Source organism: Providencia sp. PROV174 (genome assembly GCF_028480685.1).
Lineage (GTDB): Bacteria > Pseudomonadota > Gammaproteobacteria > Enterobacterales > Enterobacteriaceae > Providencia > Providencia rettgeri.
Genome location: NZ_JAMPOT010000021.1, coordinates 32,978 through 56,949 on the forward strand (window position 1 = coordinate 32,978; position 23,972 = coordinate 56,949).

Genomic DNA, 23,972 nt, shown 5'->3' on the forward strand with positions numbered 1-23,972 from the left:
GAATACTCGCTTTTTGGTTTTAATGCTCTTTTTCGATCAAGACGGCTTCTAATAAATCCAGATCAACCAACAACGTTTGTAGCGTTTCATTACTGATTTTCTTAGTTGCACGTAAGTGATAAAGCTCACCACGCTCCGCACGTAATGCCGTCAAACGGAAACGTCGTTCAAGGTCTTCAATCAGCAAATTATGATCAATTTCATCTTGCCCTGCCGTGCGTCGTCTTAGATAACCTGTCACACGGGAAGCGACTTCACTGATATCTTCTGAATCGAGTTTTTCATCAACGTCTGCAGATAAACGTTCCTGCATCTTATTTAAACTGACAATCGCCACTTCTGCCATTGCGGCTTTTGCCATTCGAATTTCATTGGCATCGGCTTCTTTGTCTCCCACGGTAAAATTACGCAGCAGAAGCGGTAAAGCAACCACACCTGCAAAAATGGAAAATAAGATAACCCCTGCGGCAATAAATACTAGCTGGTAACGCGCTGGGAATGGTGAGCCATCGGTTAAAAATAACGGAATAGAAAGCACACCCGCTAAGGTAATCGCCCCGCGTACCCCTGCAAAAGAGGCTAGCCAAAGCTCACGTACGGTATAGTTAGCAAATTGCAGTGGCTTTTTCTTTAAGAATAAACGGCTAAACCTTTTCATCAGCCATAGCCAACAGAAACGCAATAGCAGTAGAGCAAAATAGATGATGGCTACTGCCGCGAATAGCATCCAGGTTTCTACGCTTGGGTCGAGATCGGCTTGGATAACAGACGTTTCCCAAATACCGGGCAATTGAAGCCCTAACATGATGAAAACCAACCCGTTAAAGACAAATTCAAGCATCGACCAAACGCTATCAGCACGTAGTCTCATCGCTAACGGAGCGTTACGGATAACCCCGGATTTTGTGATGGTCATACCGGCCGCAACAGCGGCTAAAATACCTGAAAAACCAATATGTTCCGCTATCATGTATGACGCAAATGGTAGCAATAGCATAAACACAATTTGGGTTGCAGGATCATCACCACTCCAACGGCTCATTAGACGCAATGATTTACTGTATAACCAAGTCACGATAATACCCGCGAGTAGCCCACCAATCGCGACCTTGAAAAATTCAATGGTGACGCCAGAGGCACTAAATACCATCGTCCCCATAGCAATTGCTACTGCAAATTTTAATGCTACCAGACCAGAGGCATCATTCATCAATGCCTCCCCTTCTAGCACACTCATCATCCGTTTAGGGATACGCCCCTTTCCGACAATGGATGATAAGGCAACGGCGTCGGTTGGCGATAACACCGCCGCTAGAGCAAATGCTGCAATCAATGGAATACCTGGCATCAGCCAGTAAATTAAATAACCAATCCCAATCACTGTAACCAGTACAAGAACCAACACTAAAATAAAAATTTCTCGACCATTTTGAAAGAATTCGCGTGTTGGCGTTTTCCACCCATCGACAAACAGCAAAGGTGGAATTAACAGAACCATAAAAAGTTCTGGGTCAAAGGTGACATGTAGGCCGAATTGAGGCCAAGCTAATAGCGCACCAATAGCAATTTGAATGAGAGGAAGAGGAATACGAATAGGAAGAATTTTAGCGGCAACCCCTGAAACAGAGACAGCTAAAATCAAAATAAGAATAGTAAAGAAAATTTCCATGTTGCCCTTACTGAATTAACCTAGCGACTAGAACCTAAAATATTGCCTGCCGCCGCATAGTAAGAGATAGCACCGTCCAGACCATGATTATTAAAACCCAGCCAGCCACCAGTGGAAATCATGCACATCCACTTGATTAACCGCCTTCTCTCTATTTTATCCCTAGCCATCCATTTTCGGGGAAAAAATTGAGACTTTACGATTAATTAATACAATAAGTTAAAAAGGTGGCAACATTAGCCACCCTCTTGAAAGAATATACTTTAGATTGCCAATCCTGAAGCGTAAAACGCCACTAAAAGTACCGCAATAATGACTGTACCAATATTCAATTTGCGCCATTCACCTGCACAAATACGACCAATAACCAAAGCAGCAAAGCCCAACATGATACCTGTGACGATATTACAAGTCAGAACAATGAATACCGCACACAATAAACCAGACATTGAATCTACAAAGTCATCGAAATCAAGCTTAGAGACATTACTTAACATTAAAAGCCCGACATACATCAATGCCGGCGCTGTTGCATAGGCAGGCACCAAATAAGAAAGTGGCGATAAAAAGAGAATGAGTAAGAACAGTACGCCAACAACTACTGCGGTTAAACCTGTACGACCACCAGCAGCGGTACCCGCTGCGGATTCAATATACACCGCCGCAGGAGATGCGCCAATCGCTCCCGCAAAGATACTGCTCACTGAGTCTGCGGTTAACGCTTTACCACCATCAATGATTTGGCCGTCTTTATCCAATAAATTGGCTTGTCCCGCCACCGCGCGAATAGTCCCCGTTGCATCAAAAACAGCGGTCATCACTAATGCAAGTAAGCTTGGCAATACCATTGGCTGCAATGCGCCCATGATATCCATATTGAAAACCAATGAAAGCCCATCATCACCCAATGAAGGCAACTTGAAAAAGCCTTGATATTTAACCGCAGGATCAAAAATTAAACCAATAATTGAAATTGCAATAATAACAAGTAATACGCCACCCGGAACACGGCGTTTTTCTAAACCAAAAATGACCGCTAACCCAGCCAATGACATTAATACAGGGAAAGAAGTAAATTCACCTAGAGCAACAGGCAGGCCTGCATTTGGGTTTTTAATCACTAAACCCACCCCATTAGCCGCAATTAACAGTAAAAATAAACCGATACCAATACCTGTGCCATGTGCAATACCCATTGGCATATTGCGTAAAATCCAACTACGGATACCTGTAACAGAAATGATGGTGAACAAACACCCCATTAAAAAGACAGCGCCCAATGCCACAGGAATACTAATTTGCTGCCCTAACACCAAACTAAACGCGGTAAATGCAGTCAGTGAGATAGCACAACCAATTGCCATCGGTAGATTGGCCCATAACCCCATCAATAAGGAACCAAAGCCAGCCACTAAGCAAGTTGCAATAAAGACCGCTGTTGGTGGAAACCCTGCTTGCCCTAACATGCCAGGTACAACGATGACAGAATAAACCATCGCTAAGAATGTGGTTAATCCTGCAATGATTTCACGGCGAACTGAAGAGCCGCGCGCTGTTATCTTGAAAAATGAATCCAATTTGCAACTGGATGAAGCCTGTTGGCCTGACATGGTATACCTCTGCTGTTTAATGGAAAACGACGACCTTCAAATACTGCTAACGACTAATTTTCACGTTGACGTAAACGATTACGTTTTTAAGAAAAAACAAACTAACTGAGAAAAAATCCCAATAAAAACAGTTACGCAATCGTTTGGTTTTTAAAATAGAATAAAACGTACCGTGAGGAGAGCAATTATCATTCTAAACAGGGGGGATGATCAAGCATTTTTAGCATTTCTTACCCGTTTGTTCTTTTTTACTCCCAAATATACAGGCTTTTAAGCAATGAACATTATTTTCAAATAATGATTCTTTTTAGTTACATTTATTTTACGTAAAAATAGCTAAATACCTTTCATATAATGTCTGTTTAAAGAGGAAGGTTATTTCTTTGATACAATCCAAGAATATTTGCTTACAAAACCAATAGCTAAAAACTTATTTACTGGTGGTAATATGCGTCTGTTAAAAATGTGGCTAAAAATCCATTTCTTATTGTTTTTCATTAAAAAAAACATCATTCGCTGAGTAAATATATATTTAAGTATATAAACTCAATTATTATCAATCGCAGTTATAGTTTCAATTTAATCAAGTAAAAAACACATAAAACGTATTAAAATGTCAAATAAGAATGCACCATTAATCATATTACAGCGGAGTATTTTACTACTTTTCATTAGTTTTCTTGCTCTGTATTTATTACCGGGAATATATAGTCATAGCCCTTGGAAGCAAGATGAAAATTATAGTTTTGGTATTATTCAAACTATGTATGAAACTGGTAAATGGTTAGTTCCCACAAATGCGGGTGAACCATTTATGGAAAAACCCCCGCTTTATTATTGGGTTGCTGCGATTTCCTCTCATTTATTTTCAAGCTTTATGCCACTTTATGATGCAGCCCGTAGTGCAAGCTTAATTTTTTCGGTTATCAATTTTTCATTTTTTATCCTTTTGGCGCGTCGCTTTTTCCAAGCCACAGACTTCACTGATACTCGGATTTGGGTCGCTTTTGCACTGTATGCCTGTGCTCCCGGTATTATCAGGCATAGCCATGATATGTTTACCGACGTTGCACTAATGGCAGGAACAACTATTGGCTTGTATGGGTTATTGGGGCTGATACAACAACAAAAAATGCACATGTCTACACTTTGGTTGTCTATTGGAACCATCGTCACCATGTTGTCAAAAGGCGTTTTCATTCCTGGCGTTCTCTGGATTTGTCTATTTTTATCACCTATTTTTCTTACTCAATGCCGAACTAAGCGGTTTTGGCTATACAGTTTAACGGCGGGGTTAATCGCGCTTATCGCCATTTTACCTTGGCCTATCCAACTGTATCTTCAGCATCCTGATTTATTTCTCGTGTGGTTTTGGGAAAACAATATCGGCCGCTTCTTTGGCTTTTCGGTTGAAAAATTAGGGGCAAAAGCTAATTTAACTCGGATTCCAGCGGCAGTATCTTTATTTGCCTTTCCTTCCGGCCTACTGGCTGTCGCTTACTTTCTAAGGCACCCTATTAAGCGTTTATTTAATTCAAACGAGTTTTTGTTGGCGCTATTTCCTTTATTAGGTATCGTTTTTTTACAGATTTCAGCATCTGGTCGCGCGCTATATTTACTGCCTTTTATTGCACCCATGGCCATTTTAGGAACCCAAACACTACTCAATTTCCCTGAAAAAATTCTTAATGGTATCGCTCGCTTTGCGGCTGTTTTATGGTCTGTACTCATTCTGTTTTTATGGCTCTGCTATTTCATCACCTTGGCTGGTCATCAACAAGAATGGCTAGCGCCATTTAGCCGCTGGCTTCCCATGAGCTACCAAATGCCCTTTTCTTCCATTGCATTTATCAGTGGTCTGTTGATTACATTAGTGTGGTTTTTACGCAATAAAATTATTCCAAACTTTATTTCACCGGCCTTTCACATGATGAAAAATTGGTTATTAGGCCTATGTGCCGTTTGGGGGATAATTTTAACCTTATTTTTGGGGTGGATAGACTACGCAAAAGGTTTCGAAGGAGTTTTTGTCGATTTAAACCAGCATTTAGCAGGCCAGTTTACAAAAAACGATTGTATGGCTTCTGATAATATTGGCGAGTCTGAAGCACCGATGCTCTACTATTACACTGGCGTATTACACCAACGCCAAGACCGCTTTGAAAAACCTGAACAATGCCGCTGGTTAATTGTACTCTCGAAAACAATCCAACCTGCACCGCAAGGCATGGAATTATTCTGGCACAATCATCGGCCAGATGAATTCCGAGAAAACCTTGTTGTGTATAAAGTTATTGAGTAAGTATTTATGGTGCTCGCTAACTTAAGTAGAGCACCACAAATGCGCTTTATGGGCTGACTTGTTCAACCATTTGAGCGCTATATTTTTCTCGTGTGAACCATAAAAATACTGCCACAGATAGAACCAATAGCACCGGTAAGCCCACTGGTGAGATTGAAGTCGCCACTCCCGCCAGTAATGGTCCTGATAAATTACCAATTCCCCATAGCATGGCCGCCGCTGCATTAGCGATGATCAATTCATTCCCTTTGAAATATTGGCCGATTTGTACCAAAGCAATCGTATAAATTGCCCCTGCCGTCGCCCCTAAGATAAATAGCAGCACCCAAATTAGATAAGGTTGAGTAATAAGGAAGGGTAATAATAAGCTAGCTGCGAGTGTGATAATGCCGCAAATTCGGTACAGTTTTTCTCTATTCATATGGTCGGCAAGCCAACCAAAAGGTAACTGCATAATGGCATCGCCAGCAAGGATGGCGCTAATCATTAATACAGCAACCGCCTCTGTATGCCCCATTCCCATGCCATAAATTGGGAACATCGATAAAATGGTTCCGTCAAAAAAAGCAAAAAATAAAATTCCACCACAAATACCCGGTGCAATTTTTACAAATTGAATAATTGAAAAATTAGATTTCGCGGCATTTTCAGCTAAACGGTCACCGACTTTTTGATCCATTAAAATAAATAGCACTACAGAGATTAAATGGATCAACGTACAAATCAATAAAGGCGATTTATCTTCCACACCATAATAAGCAATGAATGAAGGCCCAAGTAGCTGACTTACTGTGAAGACAGTGGTATAGATTGCTAAAATCCGACCCCGTTTATTTTCAGGGGATAATTCATTAATCCACGTTTCTCCCAAACAAATCATCACGCCACTCGCTAGCCCCGTAACTAACCGTAATGGAAATAACAGCCAAAGTGGTAACGTGCTCAATAATGGCAATAAGCTAATGGCAGAAACGAGGGTTGCCAATAGCATTGCCTTTCGCTTACCTGACCAACGCACAATACGTTGAACCACAGGGGCAATTAAAAACATACCTAATGCAGGAGCCGCCGAAATAATGCCTATATACAACTCATTGAAACCATAATTATTTAGTCTAAGAGCCACCATTGGAATACTTAGCCCAATAACGATACCAATGACAGCAATACTCATGGTGATGGTAAAAATAGCAAAAGATGGGGAACGACGAAAATTTTGTAAACGCTGATTATCAGAGCTCATGTTGAAATTAACCCGTTTCTTTTTAGCAAAAAAACAGATTTTAACTCCATAAAATAGATTATTATGAAAAATAAAAAACCGCATCATTACTAGTAAAACTAATAATGTTCGTGGTGATTGTAACACGACTCATATATTCTGCTATTTATCTTTATAAAACTATTTTTAATATTCTAAATACTTAAAGAACGAAAAAATATCGATAAAGCAGCACAATACCTGATAATAAAATTATGACATTAATAACTTTTAAAAAACTTTCACGTGAAATTTTTAATGTTATATGCCGACCAGCCCATGTACCAATTAACATGGCAGGGGAAAATGCTAAAGCAATCAATAAAATATCTAGGTTGAGATACACACCCATAACTAAAAATATCACTACTCGAGTCAGCGTGCTAAAGCCAATTAACGTCATTTGAGTGATACGAAAACGTTGTTTGTCTTCAATTCGGCTAGATAAATACATGGCATAGATAAAACCACCACTACCAAATAAAGCACTAAAAACACCACCCACTAAACTAAATGGGATAACCAACGCTTTTGAAAAAGGTGATTTTGATTTTTTAGAAAAGAAAGCATGTAATACATAACCAACAACAAATAACCCAAGTAATAATACGAGTATATCGGGACGAGTTTTTAATAAAATTGCAGCACCCACTAAACTACCAGCTATCATTAATGGAATTATCCATTTAATTTCCTGATAATCTGCATTTTTACCATCTTTAAGTAAATTTAAAACTGCCGCGGTTAGATCTATTAGCGCAAGAATTGGAACAATCATGTTTAACGGCAAATACATGGCTAATACAGGAGTTGCAATAAGAGCAGAACCAAACCCCGCCATGCCAAAAACCAAATAAGCAAACAGCAATGTCGAGAAACAAATCGCCATTTCTGGTGATAACAATTCAAACGGCATGACCTTAACTCCAGAAGTTTTTTAACGTCCTCACTATAGATTTTTTCAAATACATAAAATAGTTTTATTTTTGTAGGGTTTTAAATTTCAAATCTATATCAAAAAACAAAATAGCCGCTTTAAATACAATATACAACTAAGAGTGTATAATTTACTTCTCTGAGTGATACAGAACTAGCACAATAAATTAAAATTCAGGTAAAAACACATTGTGGATAAAAAAATTAATTTAAAAATAGGGCAGAAAATTCGGTTACTTAGGCAAGCAAGGGATCTCTCGCTTAACGAACTATCTCGTTTATCAGGAATCTCGAAAGCCGCTTTATCCAAACTGGAATCTGGTGATTCAAATCCACGCATCGACACATTAGAGTCGATCGCCATTGCTCTGCGCTTCCCACTAAGCGATCTGTTTACACGGCAACATGAAGCTTATCCCTACTTGCTTAAAGCCACTCCTAGTGAAAAAGAGTATTCACAACAGTTTAAGTTTCGCATTAGCATGGGAAATATCTCTGAAATCTGGCAATTAACCATGAAACGAGGCGCTATCATTAATAGCCCCGCCCATATGAGTGGAACTCACGAACACATTATGGTGAATTTTGGCTCACTCATGTTGCGGTTGCATAACGACCAAAATATCCTCTTGGAGGCGGGGGATTTCTATGCTTTCAGTGGTGATTTCCCACACAGTTATCTATGCATGGAAGGGGAGCTCCAAGCCACCGTCGTCATGACATACTCTCATCTTAGTGATAGTGTTTAAATTATGGCATGTTGTGCATCATAACTAATGCGCAACGTTCCCTTTTTAAATTTCATCGACTTAATTGAAAAATGCTGAATATTATCTAGTGAAGAAACATGCGTTCCACCACAAGGCATTTCTTCAGTTTGGTCGATGTAACTGATCCGCAAATCACCCTTTTGCTTTATTGTAACGGGCCGTCCACTGCGAATGCTTTGGTTAACAATATCTTCGATATATTGGCTATCAAGTTTATCAAAAGGAGTGACATCACCTTCCATCATGCTAAATTCTACTCGAGATTCATCAGGAAAATGATGGCCTTTTTGTGCCAGCCAGCCAAAGCGACGTAATTCCCAATTCAGCAAATGACCTGCGGTATGTAGCACGGCGTAACGCTGACGTTTTTCCTTATCTACCCTTGCAACCACATTATTTTCTTGGCTAAAAGTAACGCCTTCAGGTAGGTATCCTACAATTAAGCCACTCGATAGTTTCTTAATACGAACAGAAATATCATTCACCCAAGCTGTATCCATGGGCTGCCCACCACCTTGTGGGTGGAAAATATTGTCTTTTAGAGCCACCCAATAACCTTCATCATCATTCCCTTGCGCCAGTAAGTCCATTTCAATTTCACATAGATAAGCGTCCGACAAATAGATGTTGTTTTGCATAAATTTATACCTGTTTATTATTCAATTTACCAAATACAAAACTGTAATGTATTCAAAAAATCATTATTCAGCAACTGAACTTATATCATTTTTGTTCGCTTTAAGAAACCCTCATTATCGCTATGATTAAACATAAAAGAAAATAGCCCATACTGTTATGTATGGGCTATTAGGTCATAAAATTTGCCTCAGAATTACTGCAAATAATTTTGCATTGTTTCGAAAAGACGCAAATCATCACTAAAGCGTACTTCCCGAACATCTTCTAATTTTTCAACTTGGTTAATCATTTGCGACAAACGCTCATCTTTTTGTACTAATAGCCATATACGGCTTTCATCTTTATCTTTAATTGGCATACATAGAATGCCATCAACATTAAATGCTCTGCGCGCAAATAAACCACAAATATGTGACATTACACCGGGGTGATTACGAACAATTAGCTCTAAAGCAATCGGATGATGTTCAAATACCATAATTACGCTCCAATCATATCAATGTTAGCTGCACCTGGTGGAACCATTGGATATACCTTCTGATTCACATCAATCAAGGCATGGATCAAACATGGACCTTTGGTATTCATTATCGCTTCTAATGCCATTTCTGGATCTGCTTCATTATTTAAATCGCAAGTTTGCAAGCCAAACCCTGCCGCAATCTTGATAAAATCGGTTTGATACGGATAAGCTGCAGCAAATATGCGGTTTTCAAAAAATAAATCTTGTTGTTGATGTACCATCCCTAACGCTTGGTTATTCATTAAAATAATTTTGATATTCAATTGGTGCTCCGCTGCCGTTGCCAGCTCTTGAATATTCATCATCAAACTGCCATCACCGGAAAAACACACAATGGTTTTTTCGGGTTTTGCCAACGCTGCACCAATGGCCGCTGGTAGCCCAAAGCCCATGGTACCTAACCCGCCAGATGTCAGCCATTGACGAGGTCGAGACAGAGGGTATGCTTGAGCCGCCCACATTTGGTGCTGCCCAACATCCGTTGTTACAATTGCATCTTCACCTGCCGCACGTGCCGTAGACAGAACTAAGCCATAATGGTTCAGCGGGTTATCAGCCTCGCTAAAATTCAATGGATATTGCTCTTTTAATTGATTCACTTGCGCCATCCAATCTGTGCGTGCATTGCGTTCTACTAAAGGCAATAATAATTCCAATATTTGCCCTGCATCTGCATGAATAGCGATATCTGGACGCTTAATTTTGCTGATTTCTGCTTTATCAATATCCACATGGATGATTTTCGCGTTAGGACAAAATTTCTCTGCTTTACCTATTGCCCTATCATCAAACCGTGCACCAATCACAATCAATAGATCCGATTCTTCCATGATCATATTAGTACTTGCGGCAGCATGCATACCTAGCATCCCTAAATATAACGGATGCCTCATCGGAAGAGTGCCAAGTGCCATTAATGTCATGGTTGTCGGTAATGAAGCCTTTTCCGCAAAAGCGATCGCTGTTTCTGTCGAATCAGAACTAATTACCCCACCACCAAAATACAGCACAGGGCGTTTTGCGTTATTAATCATTTCAGCCGCTTGCAGAACTTTTTCCATATCAAATGCGGGTGCTTTATCTTTCGGTAATACTTCTGGTATTTCAGTTAGTTCAATTGTGGCAGTTTGCACATCTTTTGGAATATCAATCCAAACAGGCCCAGGGCGGCCTGACTCTGCAATACGAAAAGCATCACAAATCACTTGTGGCAATTCATTGATATTACGAACCAAATAATTATGTTTTGTTACTGGAATCGAAATACCATAGGTATCAACCTCTTGAAAGGCATCTGTACCAATCATTGACGAAGAAACTTGAGCCGTAATACAAACCAGCGGGATAGAATCCAGTTTTGCATCAGCAATAGCAGTTACTAAGTTAGTTGCCCCAGGTCCACTTGAAGAGATACAAACCGCGGCCTTCCCCGTGGTACGTGCAATTCCCTGAGCAATAAAACCGGCACCTTGCTCATGGCGAGCCAGTATGTGGCGGATTTTCTGGCTTTGACCTAATGCGTCATAAAAGGGTAAAGCCGCTCCACCTGGAATGCCAGAAACGATGGTAATACCGTGTTTTTCCAGTAAATGTACGATTAATTCTGCACCCGTAAAGCGGGTTTTATGTGGTGTTGTGGTGCCCGATTCGCTCATCATAATTATCCTTTGCTAGCCTGCGGATCCGAGCGAGAGGTGATAAAAAACCCCGCTCGGTTTGCGCCGGCGGGGTTTCTAAATCTGCGTGATTTGTACCCGTTACGGCGCTAAGCCCACGACCACCACCACACGCACGACCACCGCGGCACGTGGCGCGGTTAGTAGTAGGTTTAAGTGATTAGTCGTCATGTTCACGGGTTCTTCCTATTTAGTCTGTCTAATTTATTGATTATTGTTTTTCAGTGTCTTTTATTAAGAAAACATAAATTTCCCAGCATGACAATCATTTTTTCTTATTTTATCCCAAAGGGATAGTAATTGAGACACTCATCACACATTGAAATAACAGCAATATTATCTATTAAAATAAAAAAATATAGCATTAATCACTACTTAAAATACCATCACAGACCTTGACTTAAAGTCAACTTTAAGTTGTATCCTTTGCACCATTCAGAGGGATTATTCCCTCAATGTAAGAAATATAACCAATTGATTTTTACTTAATAGACAGAGGGATATATGCCAAAATCCGTTTGGTGGTTAACCATCACACTTGCATTATTTATCACAGGAAATGCAATTGTCCTTTCTGTAGCAGTAGTTATTGGCGAAAAACTGGCTACCAACCCAACTTATGCAACTATTCCACTGGTAAGCCAGTACGTTGGCTTAATCTTAGCAACTATTCCGATCGCATTTTTAATGCAAAAATATTCGAGAAGAGTGGGCTTTATTATTGGTAATATCGGTGGGTTAATCGGTGCAGGCTTCTCTATTCTTGGTGTGATAGAAAGTCATTTAGTGTATTTTTCCATCGGGCTGTTTTTCACTGGGATTGCTATTGGTACTGCGCAACAATTTCGTTTTGCCGCAATTGAAGAAGCACCAGTTTCTTTGCGAGCAAAAGCTATTGGCCTTGTTATGAGCGGAGGCATTGCCGCGGCTTTAATTGGACCAACATTAGCCATTACCACCCAACGGTTTTTTACAGAATACCCGTTTGCAGGGCCGTTCATCACGTTAGCTGCCATTTATGTGATCGCATTTATTCTATTACTCGTTGTGCCTTTAAAGAAAATAGTGAAAACGCCATCGGATGAAGCGTTAGTCAAACGCAACTACAGTGCATTGTATTCACAACCTATTTTAAAATTAATCGCTATTGTTAGTGCAGCAGGGTATGCCATTGTGGTTTTCACTTTTGCCTCGATACCGTTATCTATGAAACAACATGACTTCGCCTTTTCCTCGATTGCGATAGTATTTCAATTTCATGTATTAGGTATGTTTGCACCGTCATTTTTCACTGGAACATTAATTCATCATTTAGGGGCAAAACGCATTATTTACTGCGGTATCGTACTGTTAATTTTATCAGCGACTATGAACCTGCTAGGTAACCATTTTTACAATTATTTGTTGGCGGGTATATTTGTGGGTGTTGCGTGGAATTTGCTTTTAATCAGTACCACCAACCTACTACCTCATACATATGAAATGCATGAGCGAGCTAAAGTACAAGGCATTACTGATTTTCTTATCTATTTTTTCGGTGGAATAGGCAGCTTAGGAGCAGGCGTTCTTTTCTTCACTCTCGGTTGGCAGATGATGAATGTTCTATCTGTAATCATTTCCGCTACAATTTTAATTAGTTTTTGGAAGCTAAAAAAATATATCCCCAAACACCAATGAAAAGTGATATCACTGTACGATGGTTTTATATTCAGAGGGCATAATAGTTTCATCTATTGTTAATCGATATCATGATGAATATATCTCCTTAAGATAAACTCCACTGGCTATAAACTAATTAAAAATCGGTATTTTGTCTGTTTTGCCAATTAACAAACTGTATTCAACTTCGTTTACTATTTATTTATTGGATAATGACTGAATGAGGGATAAGATTAAAAAGTAGCTAATAGGAAGATATTATGTATAAAGAAATCCCTGTTCCCTATAATGGGAAGTACACAGAATTTCAATCTACAGTTGTTAATGAAATATTAGTTTGGATTGAAATGAACTTAACCAGTCGTCTATTACTTGATGATATTGCACTAAAATCAGGATATACAAAATGGCATTTACAAAGAGTATTTAGAAAAGTTGTTGGTATGCCTTTAGGTGAATATATTCGCCGAAGGAGGATCTGTGAAGCCGCTAAAGACCTATGCTCCACCGAACTTCAAGTTATTGATATTGCATTGAAATACCAATTTGACTCCCAGCAATCTTTTGCAAAGCGATTTAGAGCTTATTTAGGTACGTCACCGTCAATCTACCGCCTGTCCGGTGAAAGCCAAAATGACCCATTACTACTGGAACCTAAAGTAGCTTGACACGCTAATATGAAAATAAAATTTATATTTCCTTTTTTAATAACACTACCAATACAAAGCCCCATGTAAGTTAATTACTGGGGCTTTTTCTATTTTTTATTTATTTAAGAAATTCTTAATTTAAAATTAATAAACTCTTAATGTTCCAGTTCTTTATTTGTTTTATCATTCCAATAAAAAAAAATATTTTCTAGATATAGATTATTTATATTTATTAAAAATAAAGGCTTCACAAGGAAGCCTTTATTTTATTTATACATTCTAAGTCTTACTGATTAGAATGGAATATCGTCATCAAAATCCATTGGTGGTTCATTGGTTTGTGGTGCAGGTGCTGATGGGCGTGCGGCTGGCGCTCCACCACCACTGAATTGTTGTGCTGCTTGAGGCTGCTGTGGTTGGCCCCAACCACCTTGACCGCCTTGACCTTGTGATGGTGCATCACCGCCACGGCCACCTAACATTTGCATTGAGCCACCGATATTCACAACAACTTCTGTCGTATAACGATCTTGACCGCTTTGATCTTGCCATTTACGTGTTTGCAGAGAACCTTCGATATAGACTTGTGAACCTTTTTTTAGGTATTCACCTGCTACTTCAGCAAGTTTGCCGAAAATAACGACTCGGTGCCATTCGGTTTTTTCACGCATCTCACCGGTTTGCTTGTCACGCCAACTTTCAGAAGTTGCCAGAGTCAGGTTCGCCACAGCTCCGCCGTTAGGCATATAACGGATTTCTGGATCTTGTCCTAGGTTACCGATAAGAATTACTTTATTTACGCCTCTGCTGGCCATTTATTACTCCTGATGCATTGAATTTTAATCTCTGGATTAGCCGTGAAGTTTACCACGACCTCGCTTTTTTGCACCACGAAATTGAAACTACTGAGCGTTCTTGCGAAACGCTTTCCAACTTTTGGTGAAACGCTACCGTGCCAATTTTCAGTATAGACACAAAATAGTTCACACCGTATCTATCTTTTCGATAAATTCAGATCGCTGTTTTTCTGTTTTTCTGTTTTTCTGTTTCACCATTAAAATCTTACTCTAAATAGTTCAAGCTGTGGCTAGGCGGCAAACGAAGATATCGTAGGGAGCATACAAAAGTTATGTGACCTACTTAGCTAAGAGCAGCCAACACCGCCACGGTTTGAAATATGACGAGTAGGAAAATATGACATGCAGGAAAATATGACAACCACTGTATATCCATTCAGCCATAAATATGTGATAATAGTCTCTTGCGATTGTTCAATATCAAATCATCCGGGAAGTGGTAAATGGATAATATCGAAGTCCGCGGCGCACGTACGCATAATCTGAAAAACATTAATCTCATCATCCCTCGCGACAAACTCATTGTTATTACTGGGTTATCTGGTTCAGGGAAATCATCTTTAGCTTTTGATACCCTGTATGCAGAGGGTCAGCGCCGTTATGTTGAATCTTTATCTGCTTATGCCCGCCAGTTTCTTTCTTTAATGGAAAAACCGGATGTCGATCATATTGAAGGGTTATCTCCTGCTATTTCAATTGAACAAAAATCCACTTCACATAACCCACGTTCGACGGTCGGAACCATCACAGAAATTCATGACTATCTGCGATTATTATTTGCCCGTGTTGGTGAACCTCGCTGCCCTGATCACGACATACCGCTTGCGGCTCAAACGGTTAGCCAGATGGTCGATAATGTTTTGGCTCAGCCCACCGATCGTCGAATGATGCTACTTGCTCCTGTCGTTAAAGAACGTAAAGGGGAGCATGTTAAGTTACTCGATAACTTGGCCAGCCAAGGCTATATCCGCGCCCGAATTGATGGGGAAGTTTGCGATCTATCAGACCCACCAACGCTTGAATTACAAAAAAAACATACAATTGAAGTCATTGTTGACCGTTTCAAAATTCGTGATGATATTGCTCAGCGTTTAGCCGAATCTTTTGAAACCGCACTAGAACTATCTGGTGGTACCGCAATTGTCGCGGATATGGATGACACAAACGCAGAAGAGCTGGTTTTTTCAGCAAATTTTGCCTGCTCCGTTTGCGGCTATAGTATGGTAGAACTTGAACCTCGCCTATTTTCTTTTAACAACCCAGCAGGAGCCTGTCCAAGCTGTGATGGCTTAGGTGTCCAGCAGTTTTTTGATCCCGAAAGAGTCATCCAAAATACCGAAATCTCACTTGCCGGTGGCGCAATTCGGGGTTGGGATCGCCGTAACTTTTATTATTTTCAAATGCTGATGTCATTAGCTGAGCATTATAAATTTGATGTGGAAGCACCTTACGACACCCTGAGCCCCGCTATCCAAAAAATTATTTTATATGGTTCAGGCAAAGAAACGATTGAGTTTAAATACCGTAATGACCGTGGCGATATCACTGTACGCCGACACCCTTTTGAAGGCGTACTCAATAATATGGAGCGCCGCTATAAAGAAACGGAATCAACGGCTGTCCGTGAAGAATTAGCGAAATATATCAGTAACCGTCCATGTGTCTCTTGCCATGGAACACGCTTACGTAAAGAAGCGCGATTTGTCTTTGTTGAAAATACGACTTTGCCGGAAATCGCAGATTACAGCATTGGCCACGCAATGGAGTTTTTCCAAAACCTAAAACTCACTGGCCAGCGTGCTCAAATCGCAGAAAAAGTCTTAAAAGAAATTAGCGATCGCCTGAAGTTTCTCGTCAATGTTGGGCTTAATTATCTGACCCTATCACGCTCTGCCGACACCTTGTCCGGTGGTGAAGCACAACGCATCCGTTTAGCAAGCCAAATTGGTGCAGGTTTAGTGGGCGTGATGTATGTCCTTGATGAACCATCAATTGGCTTACACCAACGTGATAATGACCGATTACTTGAAACATTGATCCACCTACGCGATCTAGGAAATACCGTGATCGTGGTTGAACATGACGAAGACGCGATCCGCGCCGCAGACCATGTGATTGATATCGGCCCTGGTGCTGGGGTGCATGGCGGGCAAATTGTTGCCCAAGGAACATTGGAAGATATTGTCGCAAACCCAGATTCACTCACAGGTAAATTTTTAAGTGGTGAGCGCAGAATTGACATCCCGCAAAAACGCGTTCCAATTAATAAAGATAAAATGCTGACCGTGTTTGGGGCAAAAGGTAACAACCTGAAAAATGTGACATTAAAAGTCCCAGTTGGGTTATTTACTTGTATTACGGGTGTATCGGGTTCCGGTAAATCGACCTTAATAAACGACACGTTGTTCCCTATTGCTCAACGCCAATTAAATGGCGCGACCACCATCACACCCGCGCCTTATTTGGATGTCGAAGGCTTAGAGCACTTTGATAAAGTGATTGATATTGACCAGAGCCCAATAGGCCGGACACCACGTTCGAACCCTGCCACCTATACTGGTGTGTTTACACCTGTGCGTGAGTTATTTGCTGGTGTACCTGAATCTCGGACTCGCGGTTATAACCCAGGACGTTTTAGCTTTAACGTAAAAGGTGGCCGTTGTGAGGCTTGTCAAGGTGATGGAGTCATCAAGGTTGAAATGCACTTCTTACCTGATGTGTATGTCCCTTGTGACCAATGTAAAGGTAAACGCTATAACCGTGAAACTTTAGAGATTAAATATAAAGGTAAAAATATCCATGAAGTTCTGGATATGACTATCGAAGAGTCTCGTGAATTCTTTGATGCTGTACCTGCCCTTGCCCGCAAGCTACAAACTTTGATGGACGTTGGTTTATCCTATATCCGTCTCGGTCAGTCAGCCACAACTCTATCAGGGGGTGAGGCACAACGTGTGAAATTAGCTAAAGAGTTGTCTAAACGCGGAACAGGCCAAACTATCTATATTTTGGATGAACCAACAACAGGTCTGCATTTTGCTGATATCCAACAACTTTTAGTTGTTTTACATCAGCTTCGTGATCAAGGAAATACCATTGTGGTGATTGAGCACAACCTTGATGTCATTAAGACAGCGGACTGGATTGTCGATTTAGGCCCAGAAGGTGGTAGTGGTGGCGGTGAAATTTTAATTGCTGGCACACCAGAAGAAGTCGCTGAGTGTGAAAAATCGCACACTGCAAGGTTCTTGAAAACAATTTTAGAACGCGGCTATTAATCAACAAAACATAAGGGAAAGCCGATATTGCTTTCCCTTTACTTTATCGATATTCACTCAAGTTTCGCAGCAATAACGAGCAAATTATCGCCGAAACCTCGACATTCTATTTATCTTAGCAATTTCTATGACGAAGAAATTAAAACAACGTATATTATACGAAATACTTCTTTCATTGTAGATTAGTATCTATGAAGTACTAAGTCTCCTTTTCTTTTATGTGGTCAGGATATGACAATAGCGATGAACACAAACATACATAAAAAAAACACTTATACGCGATCGAGCCTCATCGCTATGTTATTTGTTGGTATGTTAGGGGTATCTCTTTCATCTGAGTCAGCCGTTGTTGGTACCGCGACACTAAAATTACATGGCGTCATTGATCTAACTTTATCAGATCGGTTCGCACAAGAAGTGCAAGGAACGTTAACTGGAGATACCGTCTTAGATGCCGAACCTATTTTTGATAATGTAGAAAAAAAATACTGGCTAGAAACCATCCCCTTGTTAGGTATCAGTAATAACCAATCACAATGTGACTTATCCGGCTTTGCTAAAATTCCTTATATGATTGCTAATACTTATGGTGCCCCACTCGTCAATAATGAAGGGGGAGTAAATGCATATGTGGTTCCGCAACTCGATTATGATTTAATTATTAGTAAATATTCTAACCGGTTAGAACCTGCATACCATGGTACCTTTTTTACCCGAGATAATAGCTCGAAACTCAGCCATATCCCGAAACCTGGGGTCACTGGTGCCTGTTTTCATCCATCAGACAGCTATAACTCTGTCCCTAAAGGTGGTCATAAAAACCTAACATTATCTGTTTCACGTCCCCAATTACTGTATGTTGATAGCAATTTACCTTCAGGTAAGATGCAATACAGTAATAAAGTTCCATTGTATTTTATGACCAGTGGATATATTAATGCAGCAAAAAGCGCCATCCGCTTAAATATTGATGCGGATATTACTATATTGCGCTATTGCGAAGTCAGTAATCTCACTAACAGCCAAATTAAACACTCTTTCTCAGATGAAATGCAATCATTACATAAATCTTCACTCACAATAACCTGTAATGGTAGTAAACAGGACAGTGTCAGAATGATAGCAAAAGCAAAAGACACCGATTTTGATGCAAGTAATCCCAAAAAATTACTCTTAAAACCTGTTGATACCACCGTTAAGTCAGAGGTTTTACCTTGGGTTATTGGTCGCATTTATGAATCAGGGAAATCTGCATCCTTAAACTGTAATGATTCCACCAATTCACAATTAATGAGTTTCCACGGTGAGGAAGTCGATCTTGGTGTAAAAAACACCCAAAAAGCGATGTTGTTTGATATTTCTTGGGCATTGTGTAGAACACCGGAGGTACCAAGTGGGGAGTATCAAGGTAAAGCAGATCTAGAATTTTTTATTAAAAGTTAGTTTTCATGACGTGACTAAATAGATGAGAAGACGTGCTAATGTTAATGCACGTCTTTTTATTTTTTATATTAACGAACACAATTTAGAGAAAGTGTCCTGATGGGATTATCTGGGGTTGGCGTTATATTTTGCAAATCACTGAAATGCACATCGCATGATTGTTTATTTTGCATTCCCCATTGAATGCGCAACACTCCCGAGTTTGGCAATCCACTCATATACAATTGGCCGTCATCCCCGACTAACCCTGTATTTTCCTCTGTTACAGAATCATCCACTAATGTGGCAACTGCTCCAAATGGAATGATCCCATTATCATCATTTAGTTGAATAATAGCCTGATAACCTATACGGGTATCAAATTTCACTTTAACAATAGCGCCTGAGGTTGGATAAATATTTTTCGATGTTTGTGTTAGTGTCACATCATCAGGAAGAGAGTTGACATCTAAACCGACACTATTTTTTGAATATTCAGAGAGATAAGGATAAATTGCCTGGCCTTGAGCATTGATTTGCGTACTCCCTATCGCTAGATGGGTTCCTTCAGCACCTTCAGCTTCGACAATAGCAAAGCTATCACTCATACTACGACCAAATAATAACCCTCCCGAATAAATGACCATTCCGCCATTAATTCCCGCATTTACAGAATTATAACTATTTGAATAATTATACCCTGCAGAAACGGTTCCTTTTGAGCCTGCATAGTTAGTGTAAAGGCTGCCTGAACTACGTTGGTTTTGGTTACCCCAGCTTTGTGAAACGCCATAAGTCAGTTTTGAATCTAATAAGCTCCCACTAACACCTGCTTGCTGAATTGTTTTACCGTTATTATCGTGGCTAATAGAGTAAGTGCTGCTAATGTTACGGGCCGCTGGTGAATTCGAAAATAAACTAAAAGGGATACTGAGGTTAAAACTTATTTGGCGATTTTCTGGCCATTGCTCGCTATTTTTAGTTCTATCAATGCTGTAATTGATACCGTATGAGACCCCTTTAATACTGGTATTGTAACCCGCTGAAACTTGAGTGACATTCTGTTCATCATTCCAATATTCATTACGACTTCCAGAAAAATATAGGTTGCCATAGTTTCCCAGCGGTTGCGAGATTGAGGCCGAATATTGTCGACGTTCCTGTATCCCCGTCCAAGGTGCAACATCATCAACATATCGATAGTTATAATTATTAAAATTATTGAAAGTATAATAATCTTTCGAGGTATAATGTGTTCCAGATAAATCAATTGAGGTATTCGTGGCTACAATATTTTTTGCGTAGCGCACACGATAGGCCTGTGCTTGGTGAGTTTGTTGATCTAACGTTGCCTGAGCATGGGTAATATCAGCAGAAATAGCACCGATATCTCCCATTGAAAACCCAATCCCAGAAACACCTGACCAATAGTCTTGTGCTGCAATCACTCCCCCATAAATCGTAATATCATTTGGCAAGCCATAGATACCACTAGCCAGAAGAAAATCAGACTCTTTTGACCCAACAGTTACACCACCATCATAGCGACCTGTTGTGAGTTCATATTGCCATCCGCCAGGGCGCTGCATAATCGGCAAAGACGAAAAGGCCACCGTAAATGTCCGCTCAGAACCATCTTCTTCCTTTACGGTGACATCTAATGCCCCCGAATTACTACCTGTTGCAAGGTCTTGGATACTAAAAGGCCCAGGAGATACGTAGGTTTGATAAATAACATAACCATTTTGACGTACGGTAATTTGGGCATTTGATTGAGCAATCCCTTTGATATCAGGAGCAAAACCACGGAGACTACTTGGCAGCATTTGATCGTTAGAGCTTAATTGAACCCCTTTAAAAGGGATCGAGTTAAATAGCTCACCACGAGTACTGCTTTCACCAACCAATAATTCAGAACGCATGCTATACAAATTTCGAGAGACCGCTGTATTTGAAAAGTGGCTTCTCGTTTGATTATGGCGAGTACCATTACCATACTGACGATTAACGGTATGAGAAAAATTTGAACGAAGTCGCCATGCACCAACGTTAAAACCATTATTTAGATTAATAAATAAATTATCGTTCTTTTGCTTTCCTGATGAAAACTGCTCATTCGTTGAATGGTTACCTGTTATCATATAATTTGTTTTTAATGCCGTAATACCATCATCAAGAAGTTCATTGGGAATATAGCCTTCTGCGGTATTATCCATCGCAATTTGTGGAATACTGATATTGACACTTAGTGTTGATAAATGTGTATCGACACTTGCATCTTCAATAAAATCAGGTAGTTCCGTAATAATATAATCTTTAGGCAACCCTCGTAATTTAGAAATAGCATCAATTTTCACACCGAGAGAAGACAACAATTCAATCGTTAGTTCGGGGACTACAACATCATGCTTATTAATAATAAAGTTAAGGCGATGTTCACCTTTAGGTTGCTGGTTAACGAAAACCTGCAAAGTATATTCCCCTGTAGGGGTGCTGTTATTTTTTGTAAACTGGCTTAGGTTGATATCACTGGCATCAATACCAAGCTGTTCATTGAGTAAATTCGGATCAAAATATTCATCACCTTGACTCATAAAAGGCAATAAAACTAATGAAGGCAGTAAGCCAATTTTAAAATAAGGTAACTTCATGATAAGTTCATCGCCTGTGCTGTTCTGCTGAGTCATAGACAAAATAACAGTAAAAAATTCTAATAATTATTTTATTAAGCTTACTTTTTGTTTTGTTGGTAATAAGTATTCATCTAAAATTGCCCACGAAACAGAACCTGATGGTAGGTTATCATAATAAAACCGCTGCTCTGAAAAAGGCGGAACTGATAAAAAAAGCACCTCTTCACTAAATGTATGCCCATTTATTGAAAGGTTATCAAAAGTGGCATAAATAGGGCTGTTATTTTTAACTACCAATGCATTCTTTTCACGTTGAAAGGACAGATTTTCCGCCACCTGTTCTAACGTTATTTCTTTTAATTCCACTGGTCGATAATACACTTTAAACAATAAAGAACGCGTAACCGTAAACTGTAGTGATTGCTCAATTTGACGTTCTGTCGAAGGAATAGCTTTTAGCTGAACAAGGAAAACGCTTTCCCTATCTGATGGTAAATTTTGCGTTTGCCCAGTAAACATAATCCGCCAACTATAATACTCACCACCATTTAATTTATGCAGGGGAGGTGTAACAGTAAAAGGAATTCTTTCACTTTTATTGAGAATATTAATACCTGTTCTTTCATCAAGCCACTGCATATTCGCTTGAATTAAGTAAGCATGGGTACTTACATTACGCAAGCTAACTGAAACGCTTTTTTCTCCCGTCACATAAGTGAGCCGTTGTAATGAAAATTTTAGGTTATCAGAGTCCGCTTTAACTGAAAAATAAGTTAGCGCCCCGATAATCAGTACTAAAACTCTCAGTAACCTTAACAGATTAAAATGTAGTCCCATGTTATTTTACCGATGAAGGGGCTAAGGGATAATGAAAAAAATCAGATAACCCACCAAAATCATTGATCATTTGCCAGCTTGCTGTCGTGATTTTACCATTAACACCATCAATAGTTGTTTGGTTAAATGGGGGTAACGTCAGGTTTTTTTTATAAGTTTGTTGGTTTATTTTTATGTTCACAACAGTGAGATAATAAGGTGTTGGATTATTAAATTGCCATTCAGTCCCTTTTGGGATTAACGTCACTTGCTCAAATATATTAGTGTTTGGTACCGCTAAATGATTTGGACGATATAAGACCTTAATGATGATATTGGTCACAAAGGTAAGTTTAGCATTACTTTCCTGCTCGTTTGGCTGTTGTGTGGCAGGAATAGCACGAGTATAAAGATAAAAAAGTGATTCTTTATCGGTTGGTAACTCTTTCTTATTATTAACTAATATTTTTGCACTAAATTTACTTTTTGCATCTAATCTAAATAATGGCGGCGTTACAATGAAAAAAGGTGACTTTTTTCCTTCCAGCTTATCGGTAACCGCTGTTTGAATTAAGTATGGTGAATTATCATCATTCAAAATACTAAAAACTTGGCTAGCACTGTCACTATTTATAATGACTCTGGTTTGGTCTAATCGAATTCCATCGGCCTGAGCAGTCAAGCTTAATGAAAATGCCAAAAATAACAATGTAATTAATTGCTTCATATCGCCTCAGTTAATCCACAATAAAAGAAAATGTAATCGTGGATTGAAAGTTCCCGACTTGCGGATCACAAGGTGTTCCCGATGCACATCTCACGTATGTATAGAGTGTTTTATCCAACTTATTTGCATCAATTTGAGTCCAGACATTCGATTCTTTTTCCATAAAATCACTGATGTTCGCTGAACTTGCAACATTGTCATTCTCAGAAAAACTAATCCCAAAACCTTTGGTTGGATCATCAATGAAAGTAATCGTGTCAAGATAGTTTTTTGGTGATATTTTCACCGAAGAGTTAGTGAAGTTTTTGGTTAAACAATCTGATAGAGAAATTTTAATCGGAATGGGCTGAACTTTATTTGCTTGGATATCGGAGAATGTTAAGTTACCAAAATCAACTTCATTAGTCGACGTGCCAGTTACTGATATTTTGCACATTTGAGCAATAACTTTCACATTAAAAGTAAACTCTGCATTATTATTTGATAATGCGAAAGGTGAGATAAACAACAAACTAAATAAAATAAAGCTAAATATTAATTTCAT

General features: G+C 39.4%; 19 protein-coding genes. 6 read left to right on the plus strand and 13 right to left on the minus strand.

Annotated features, from left to right (window positions below; translation table 11 throughout):
• Window positions 1–19: 19 nt before the first annotated feature.
• Both PSE60_RS17095 and PSE60_RS17100 read right to left on the minus strand, forming a co-directional pair.
• Entirely contained in the window at window positions 20–1,669 is a 1,650-nt protein-coding gene (locus tag PSE60_RS17095; protein ID WP_210835806.1) for a Na+/H+ antiporter, read from the minus strand.
• Between the two features lie 263 nt (window positions 1,670–1,932).
• The gene (locus tag PSE60_RS17100) at window positions 1,933–3,279 is read right to left on the minus strand and encodes an NCS2 family permease (protein ID WP_004914933.1); all 1,347 of its coding nucleotides are present in this window, start codon (window positions 3,277–3,279) and stop codon (window positions 1,933–1,935) included.
• A 613-nt stretch (window positions 3,280–3,892) separates the two neighbouring features.
• Here PSE60_RS17100 and PSE60_RS17105 point away from each other — a divergent pair.
• Window positions 3,893–5,581 (plus strand): hypothetical protein, encoded by a 1,689-nt coding sequence (locus tag PSE60_RS17105; protein WP_272666220.1) that lies wholly within the window; start codon window positions 3,893–3,895, stop codon window positions 5,579–5,581.
• A gap of 46 nt (window positions 5,582–5,627) precedes the next feature.
• On the opposite strand, the gene PSE60_RS17110 is transcribed toward PSE60_RS17105, so the two are convergent.
• Both PSE60_RS17110 and PSE60_RS17115 read right to left on the minus strand, forming a co-directional pair.
• Window positions 5,628–6,911, minus strand: a complete 1,284-nt coding sequence (locus PSE60_RS17110) for an MFS transporter (protein WP_272666287.1) — start codon at window positions 6,909–6,911, stop codon at window positions 5,628–5,630.
• A gap of 94 nt (window positions 6,912–7,005) precedes the next feature.
• Entirely contained in the window at window positions 7,006–7,758 is a 753-nt protein-coding gene (locus PSE60_RS17115) for a sulfite exporter TauE/SafE family protein (protein ID WP_210835810.1), read from the minus strand.
• Between the two features lie 211 nt (window positions 7,759–7,969).
• Here PSE60_RS17115 and PSE60_RS17120 point away from each other — a divergent pair, with 211 nt between their 5' ends.
• Window positions 7,970–8,527, plus strand: coding sequence for a helix-turn-helix domain-containing protein (locus PSE60_RS17120; protein ID WP_272666221.1), 558 nt, complete (start codon window positions 7,970–7,972; stop codon window positions 8,525–8,527).
• Here PSE60_RS17120 and PSE60_RS17125 read toward each other — a convergent pair.
• The 4 genes from PSE60_RS17125 to ivbL form a co-directional block, all read right to left on the minus strand.
• Window positions 8,524–9,186 carry a hypothetical protein gene (locus tag PSE60_RS17125; protein ID WP_272666222.1) on the minus strand — a complete coding sequence of 221 codons (663 nt, stop codon included), beginning with the start codon at window positions 9,184–9,186 and terminating at the stop codon, window positions 8,524–8,526. The two genes, PSE60_RS17120 and PSE60_RS17125, sit on opposite strands and share 4 nt — an antisense overlap.
• 194 nt (window positions 9,187–9,380) lie before the next feature.
• Window positions 9,381–9,665 carry an acetolactate synthase small subunit gene (gene ilvN / locus PSE60_RS17130; RefSeq protein WP_070927583.1) on the minus strand — a complete coding sequence of 95 codons (285 nt, stop codon included), beginning with the start codon at window positions 9,663–9,665 and terminating at the stop codon, window positions 9,381–9,383.
• A 2-nt stretch (window positions 9,666–9,667) separates the two neighbouring features.
• Window positions 9,668–11,365, minus strand: coding sequence for an acetolactate synthase large subunit (gene ilvB, locus PSE60_RS17135; protein WP_272666288.1), 1,698 nt, complete (start codon window positions 11,363–11,365; stop codon window positions 9,668–9,670).
• Window positions 11,366–11,467: 102 nt separating this feature from the next.
• Window positions 11,468–11,557, minus strand: coding sequence for an ilvB operon leader peptide IvbL (gene ivbL, locus PSE60_RS17140; RefSeq protein ID WP_109912586.1), 90 nt, complete (start codon window positions 11,555–11,557; stop codon window positions 11,468–11,470).
• A 333-nt stretch (window positions 11,558–11,890) separates the two neighbouring features.
• On the opposite strand from ivbL, the gene PSE60_RS17145 reads away from it, so the two are divergent.
• Both PSE60_RS17145 and PSE60_RS17150 read left to right on the plus strand, forming a co-directional pair.
• Window positions 11,891–13,063 carry an MFS transporter gene (locus PSE60_RS17145; protein WP_272666223.1) on the plus strand — a complete coding sequence of 391 codons (1,173 nt, stop codon included), beginning with the start codon at window positions 11,891–11,893 and terminating at the stop codon, window positions 13,061–13,063.
• A gap of 242 nt (window positions 13,064–13,305) precedes the next feature.
• On the plus strand, window positions 13,306–13,713 hold the full coding sequence (locus PSE60_RS17150; protein ID WP_117163030.1) for a helix-turn-helix domain-containing protein: 408 nt from the start codon (window positions 13,306–13,308) through the stop codon (window positions 13,711–13,713).
• 275 nt (window positions 13,714–13,988) lie between these two features.
• Here PSE60_RS17150 and PSE60_RS17155 read toward each other — a convergent pair whose 3' ends face one another.
• The gene (locus PSE60_RS17155; protein WP_109912589.1) at window positions 13,989–14,510 is read right to left on the minus strand and encodes a single-stranded DNA-binding protein; all 522 of its coding nucleotides are present in this window, start codon (window positions 14,508–14,510) and stop codon (window positions 13,989–13,991) included.
• Window positions 14,511–14,995: 485 nt separating this feature from the next.
• Between PSE60_RS17155 and uvrA the strand changes: the two genes are divergently transcribed.
• Together uvrA and PSE60_RS17165 are read left to right on the plus strand one after the other, a co-directional pair.
• The gene (gene uvrA, locus PSE60_RS17160; protein WP_272666224.1) at window positions 14,996–17,830 is read left to right on the plus strand and encodes an excinuclease ABC subunit UvrA; all 2,835 of its coding nucleotides are present in this window, start codon (window positions 14,996–14,998) and stop codon (window positions 17,828–17,830) included.
• Window positions 17,831–18,073: 243 nt separating this feature from the next.
• A complete protein-coding gene (locus PSE60_RS17165) occupies window positions 18,074–19,273 on the plus strand; it encodes a hypothetical protein (protein ID WP_272666225.1) in 1,200 nt (399 codons plus the stop codon).
• Window positions 19,274–19,341: 68 nt separating this feature from the next.
• Here the strand turns inward: PSE60_RS17165 and PSE60_RS17170 are convergent, their stop codons facing one another.
• The 4 genes from PSE60_RS17170 to PSE60_RS17185 all read right to left on the minus strand — a co-directional run bounded on the left by PSE60_RS17170 (window position 19,342) and on the right by PSE60_RS17185 (window position 23,972).
• Window positions 19,342–21,903 (minus strand): fimbria/pilus outer membrane usher protein, encoded by a 2,562-nt coding sequence (locus tag PSE60_RS17170; RefSeq protein ID WP_210835833.1) that lies wholly within the window; start codon window positions 21,901–21,903, stop codon window positions 19,342–19,344.
• 66 nt (window positions 21,904–21,969) lie between these two features.
• The gene (locus PSE60_RS17175) at window positions 21,970–22,722 is read right to left on the minus strand and encodes a fimbrial biogenesis chaperone (protein ID WP_247605251.1); all 753 of its coding nucleotides are present in this window, start codon (window positions 22,720–22,722) and stop codon (window positions 21,970–21,972) included.
• A gap of 1 nt (window position 22,723) precedes the next feature.
• Window positions 22,724–23,428 carry a fimbrial biogenesis chaperone gene (locus PSE60_RS17180; RefSeq protein ID WP_210835822.1) on the minus strand — a complete coding sequence of 235 codons (705 nt, stop codon included), beginning with the start codon at window positions 23,426–23,428 and terminating at the stop codon, window positions 22,724–22,726.
• Window positions 23,429–23,438: 10 nt separating this feature from the next.
• Window positions 23,439–23,972 (minus strand): fimbrial protein, encoded by a 534-nt coding sequence (locus PSE60_RS17185; RefSeq protein ID WP_210835824.1) that lies wholly within the window; start codon window positions 23,970–23,972, stop codon window positions 23,439–23,441.

What these genes read in the sequence shown, in the direction of transcription:
- PSE60_RS17095 (WP_210835806.1), bottom strand. Translation starts at nt 1,669, where the DNA reads ATGGAAATTTTCTTTACTATTCTTATTTTGATTTTAGCTGTCTCTGTT.
- PSE60_RS17100 (WP_004914933.1), bottom strand. Translation starts at nt 3,279, where the DNA reads ATGTCAGGCCAACAGGCTTCATCCAGTTGCAAATTGGATTCATTTTTC.
- PSE60_RS17105 (WP_272666220.1), top strand. Translation starts at nt 3,893, where the DNA reads ATGTCAAATAAGAATGCACCATTAATCATATTACAGCGGAGTATTTTA.
- PSE60_RS17110 (WP_272666287.1), bottom strand. Translation starts at nt 6,911, where the DNA reads ATGATGCGGTTTTTTATTTTTCATAATAATCTATTTTATGGAGTTAAA.
- PSE60_RS17115 (WP_210835810.1), bottom strand. Translation starts at nt 7,758, where the DNA reads ATGCCGTTTGAATTGTTATCACCAGAAATGGCGATTTGTTTCTCGACA.
- PSE60_RS17125 (WP_272666222.1), bottom strand. Translation starts at nt 9,186, where the DNA reads ATGCAAAACAACATCTATTTGTCGGACGCTTATCTATGTGAAATTGAA.
- ilvN (WP_070927583.1), bottom strand. Translation starts at nt 9,665, where the DNA reads ATGGTATTTGAACATCATCCGATTGCTTTAGAGCTAATTGTTCGTAAT.
- ilvB (WP_272666288.1), bottom strand. Translation starts at nt 11,365, where the DNA reads ATGAGCGAATCGGGCACCACAACACCACATAAAACCCGCTTTACGGGT.
- ivbL (WP_109912586.1), bottom strand. Translation starts at nt 11,557, where the DNA reads ATGACGACTAATCACTTAAACCTACTACTAACCGCGCCACGTGCCGCG.
- PSE60_RS17145 (WP_272666223.1), top strand. Translation starts at nt 11,891, where the DNA reads ATGCCAAAATCCGTTTGGTGGTTAACCATCACACTTGCATTATTTATC.
- PSE60_RS17150 (WP_117163030.1), top strand. Translation starts at nt 13,306, where the DNA reads ATGTATAAAGAAATCCCTGTTCCCTATAATGGGAAGTACACAGAATTT.
- PSE60_RS17155 (WP_109912589.1), bottom strand. Translation starts at nt 14,510, where the DNA reads ATGGCCAGCAGAGGCGTAAATAAAGTAATTCTTATCGGTAACCTAGGA.
- uvrA (WP_272666224.1), top strand. Translation starts at nt 14,996, where the DNA reads ATGGATAATATCGAAGTCCGCGGCGCACGTACGCATAATCTGAAAAAC.
- PSE60_RS17165 (WP_272666225.1), top strand. Translation starts at nt 18,074, where the DNA reads ATGAACACAAACATACATAAAAAAAACACTTATACGCGATCGAGCCTC.
- PSE60_RS17170 (WP_210835833.1), bottom strand. Translation starts at nt 21,903, where the DNA reads ATGAAGTTACCTTATTTTAAAATTGGCTTACTGCCTTCATTAGTTTTA.
- PSE60_RS17175 (WP_247605251.1), bottom strand. Translation starts at nt 22,722, where the DNA reads ATGGGACTACATTTTAATCTGTTAAGGTTACTGAGAGTTTTAGTACTG.
- PSE60_RS17180 (WP_210835822.1), bottom strand. Translation starts at nt 23,428, where the DNA reads ATGAAGCAATTAATTACATTGTTATTTTTGGCATTTTCATTAAGCTTG.
- PSE60_RS17185 (WP_210835824.1), bottom strand. Translation starts at nt 23,972, where the DNA reads ATGAAATTAATATTTAGCTTTATTTTATTTAGTTTGTTGTTTATCTCA.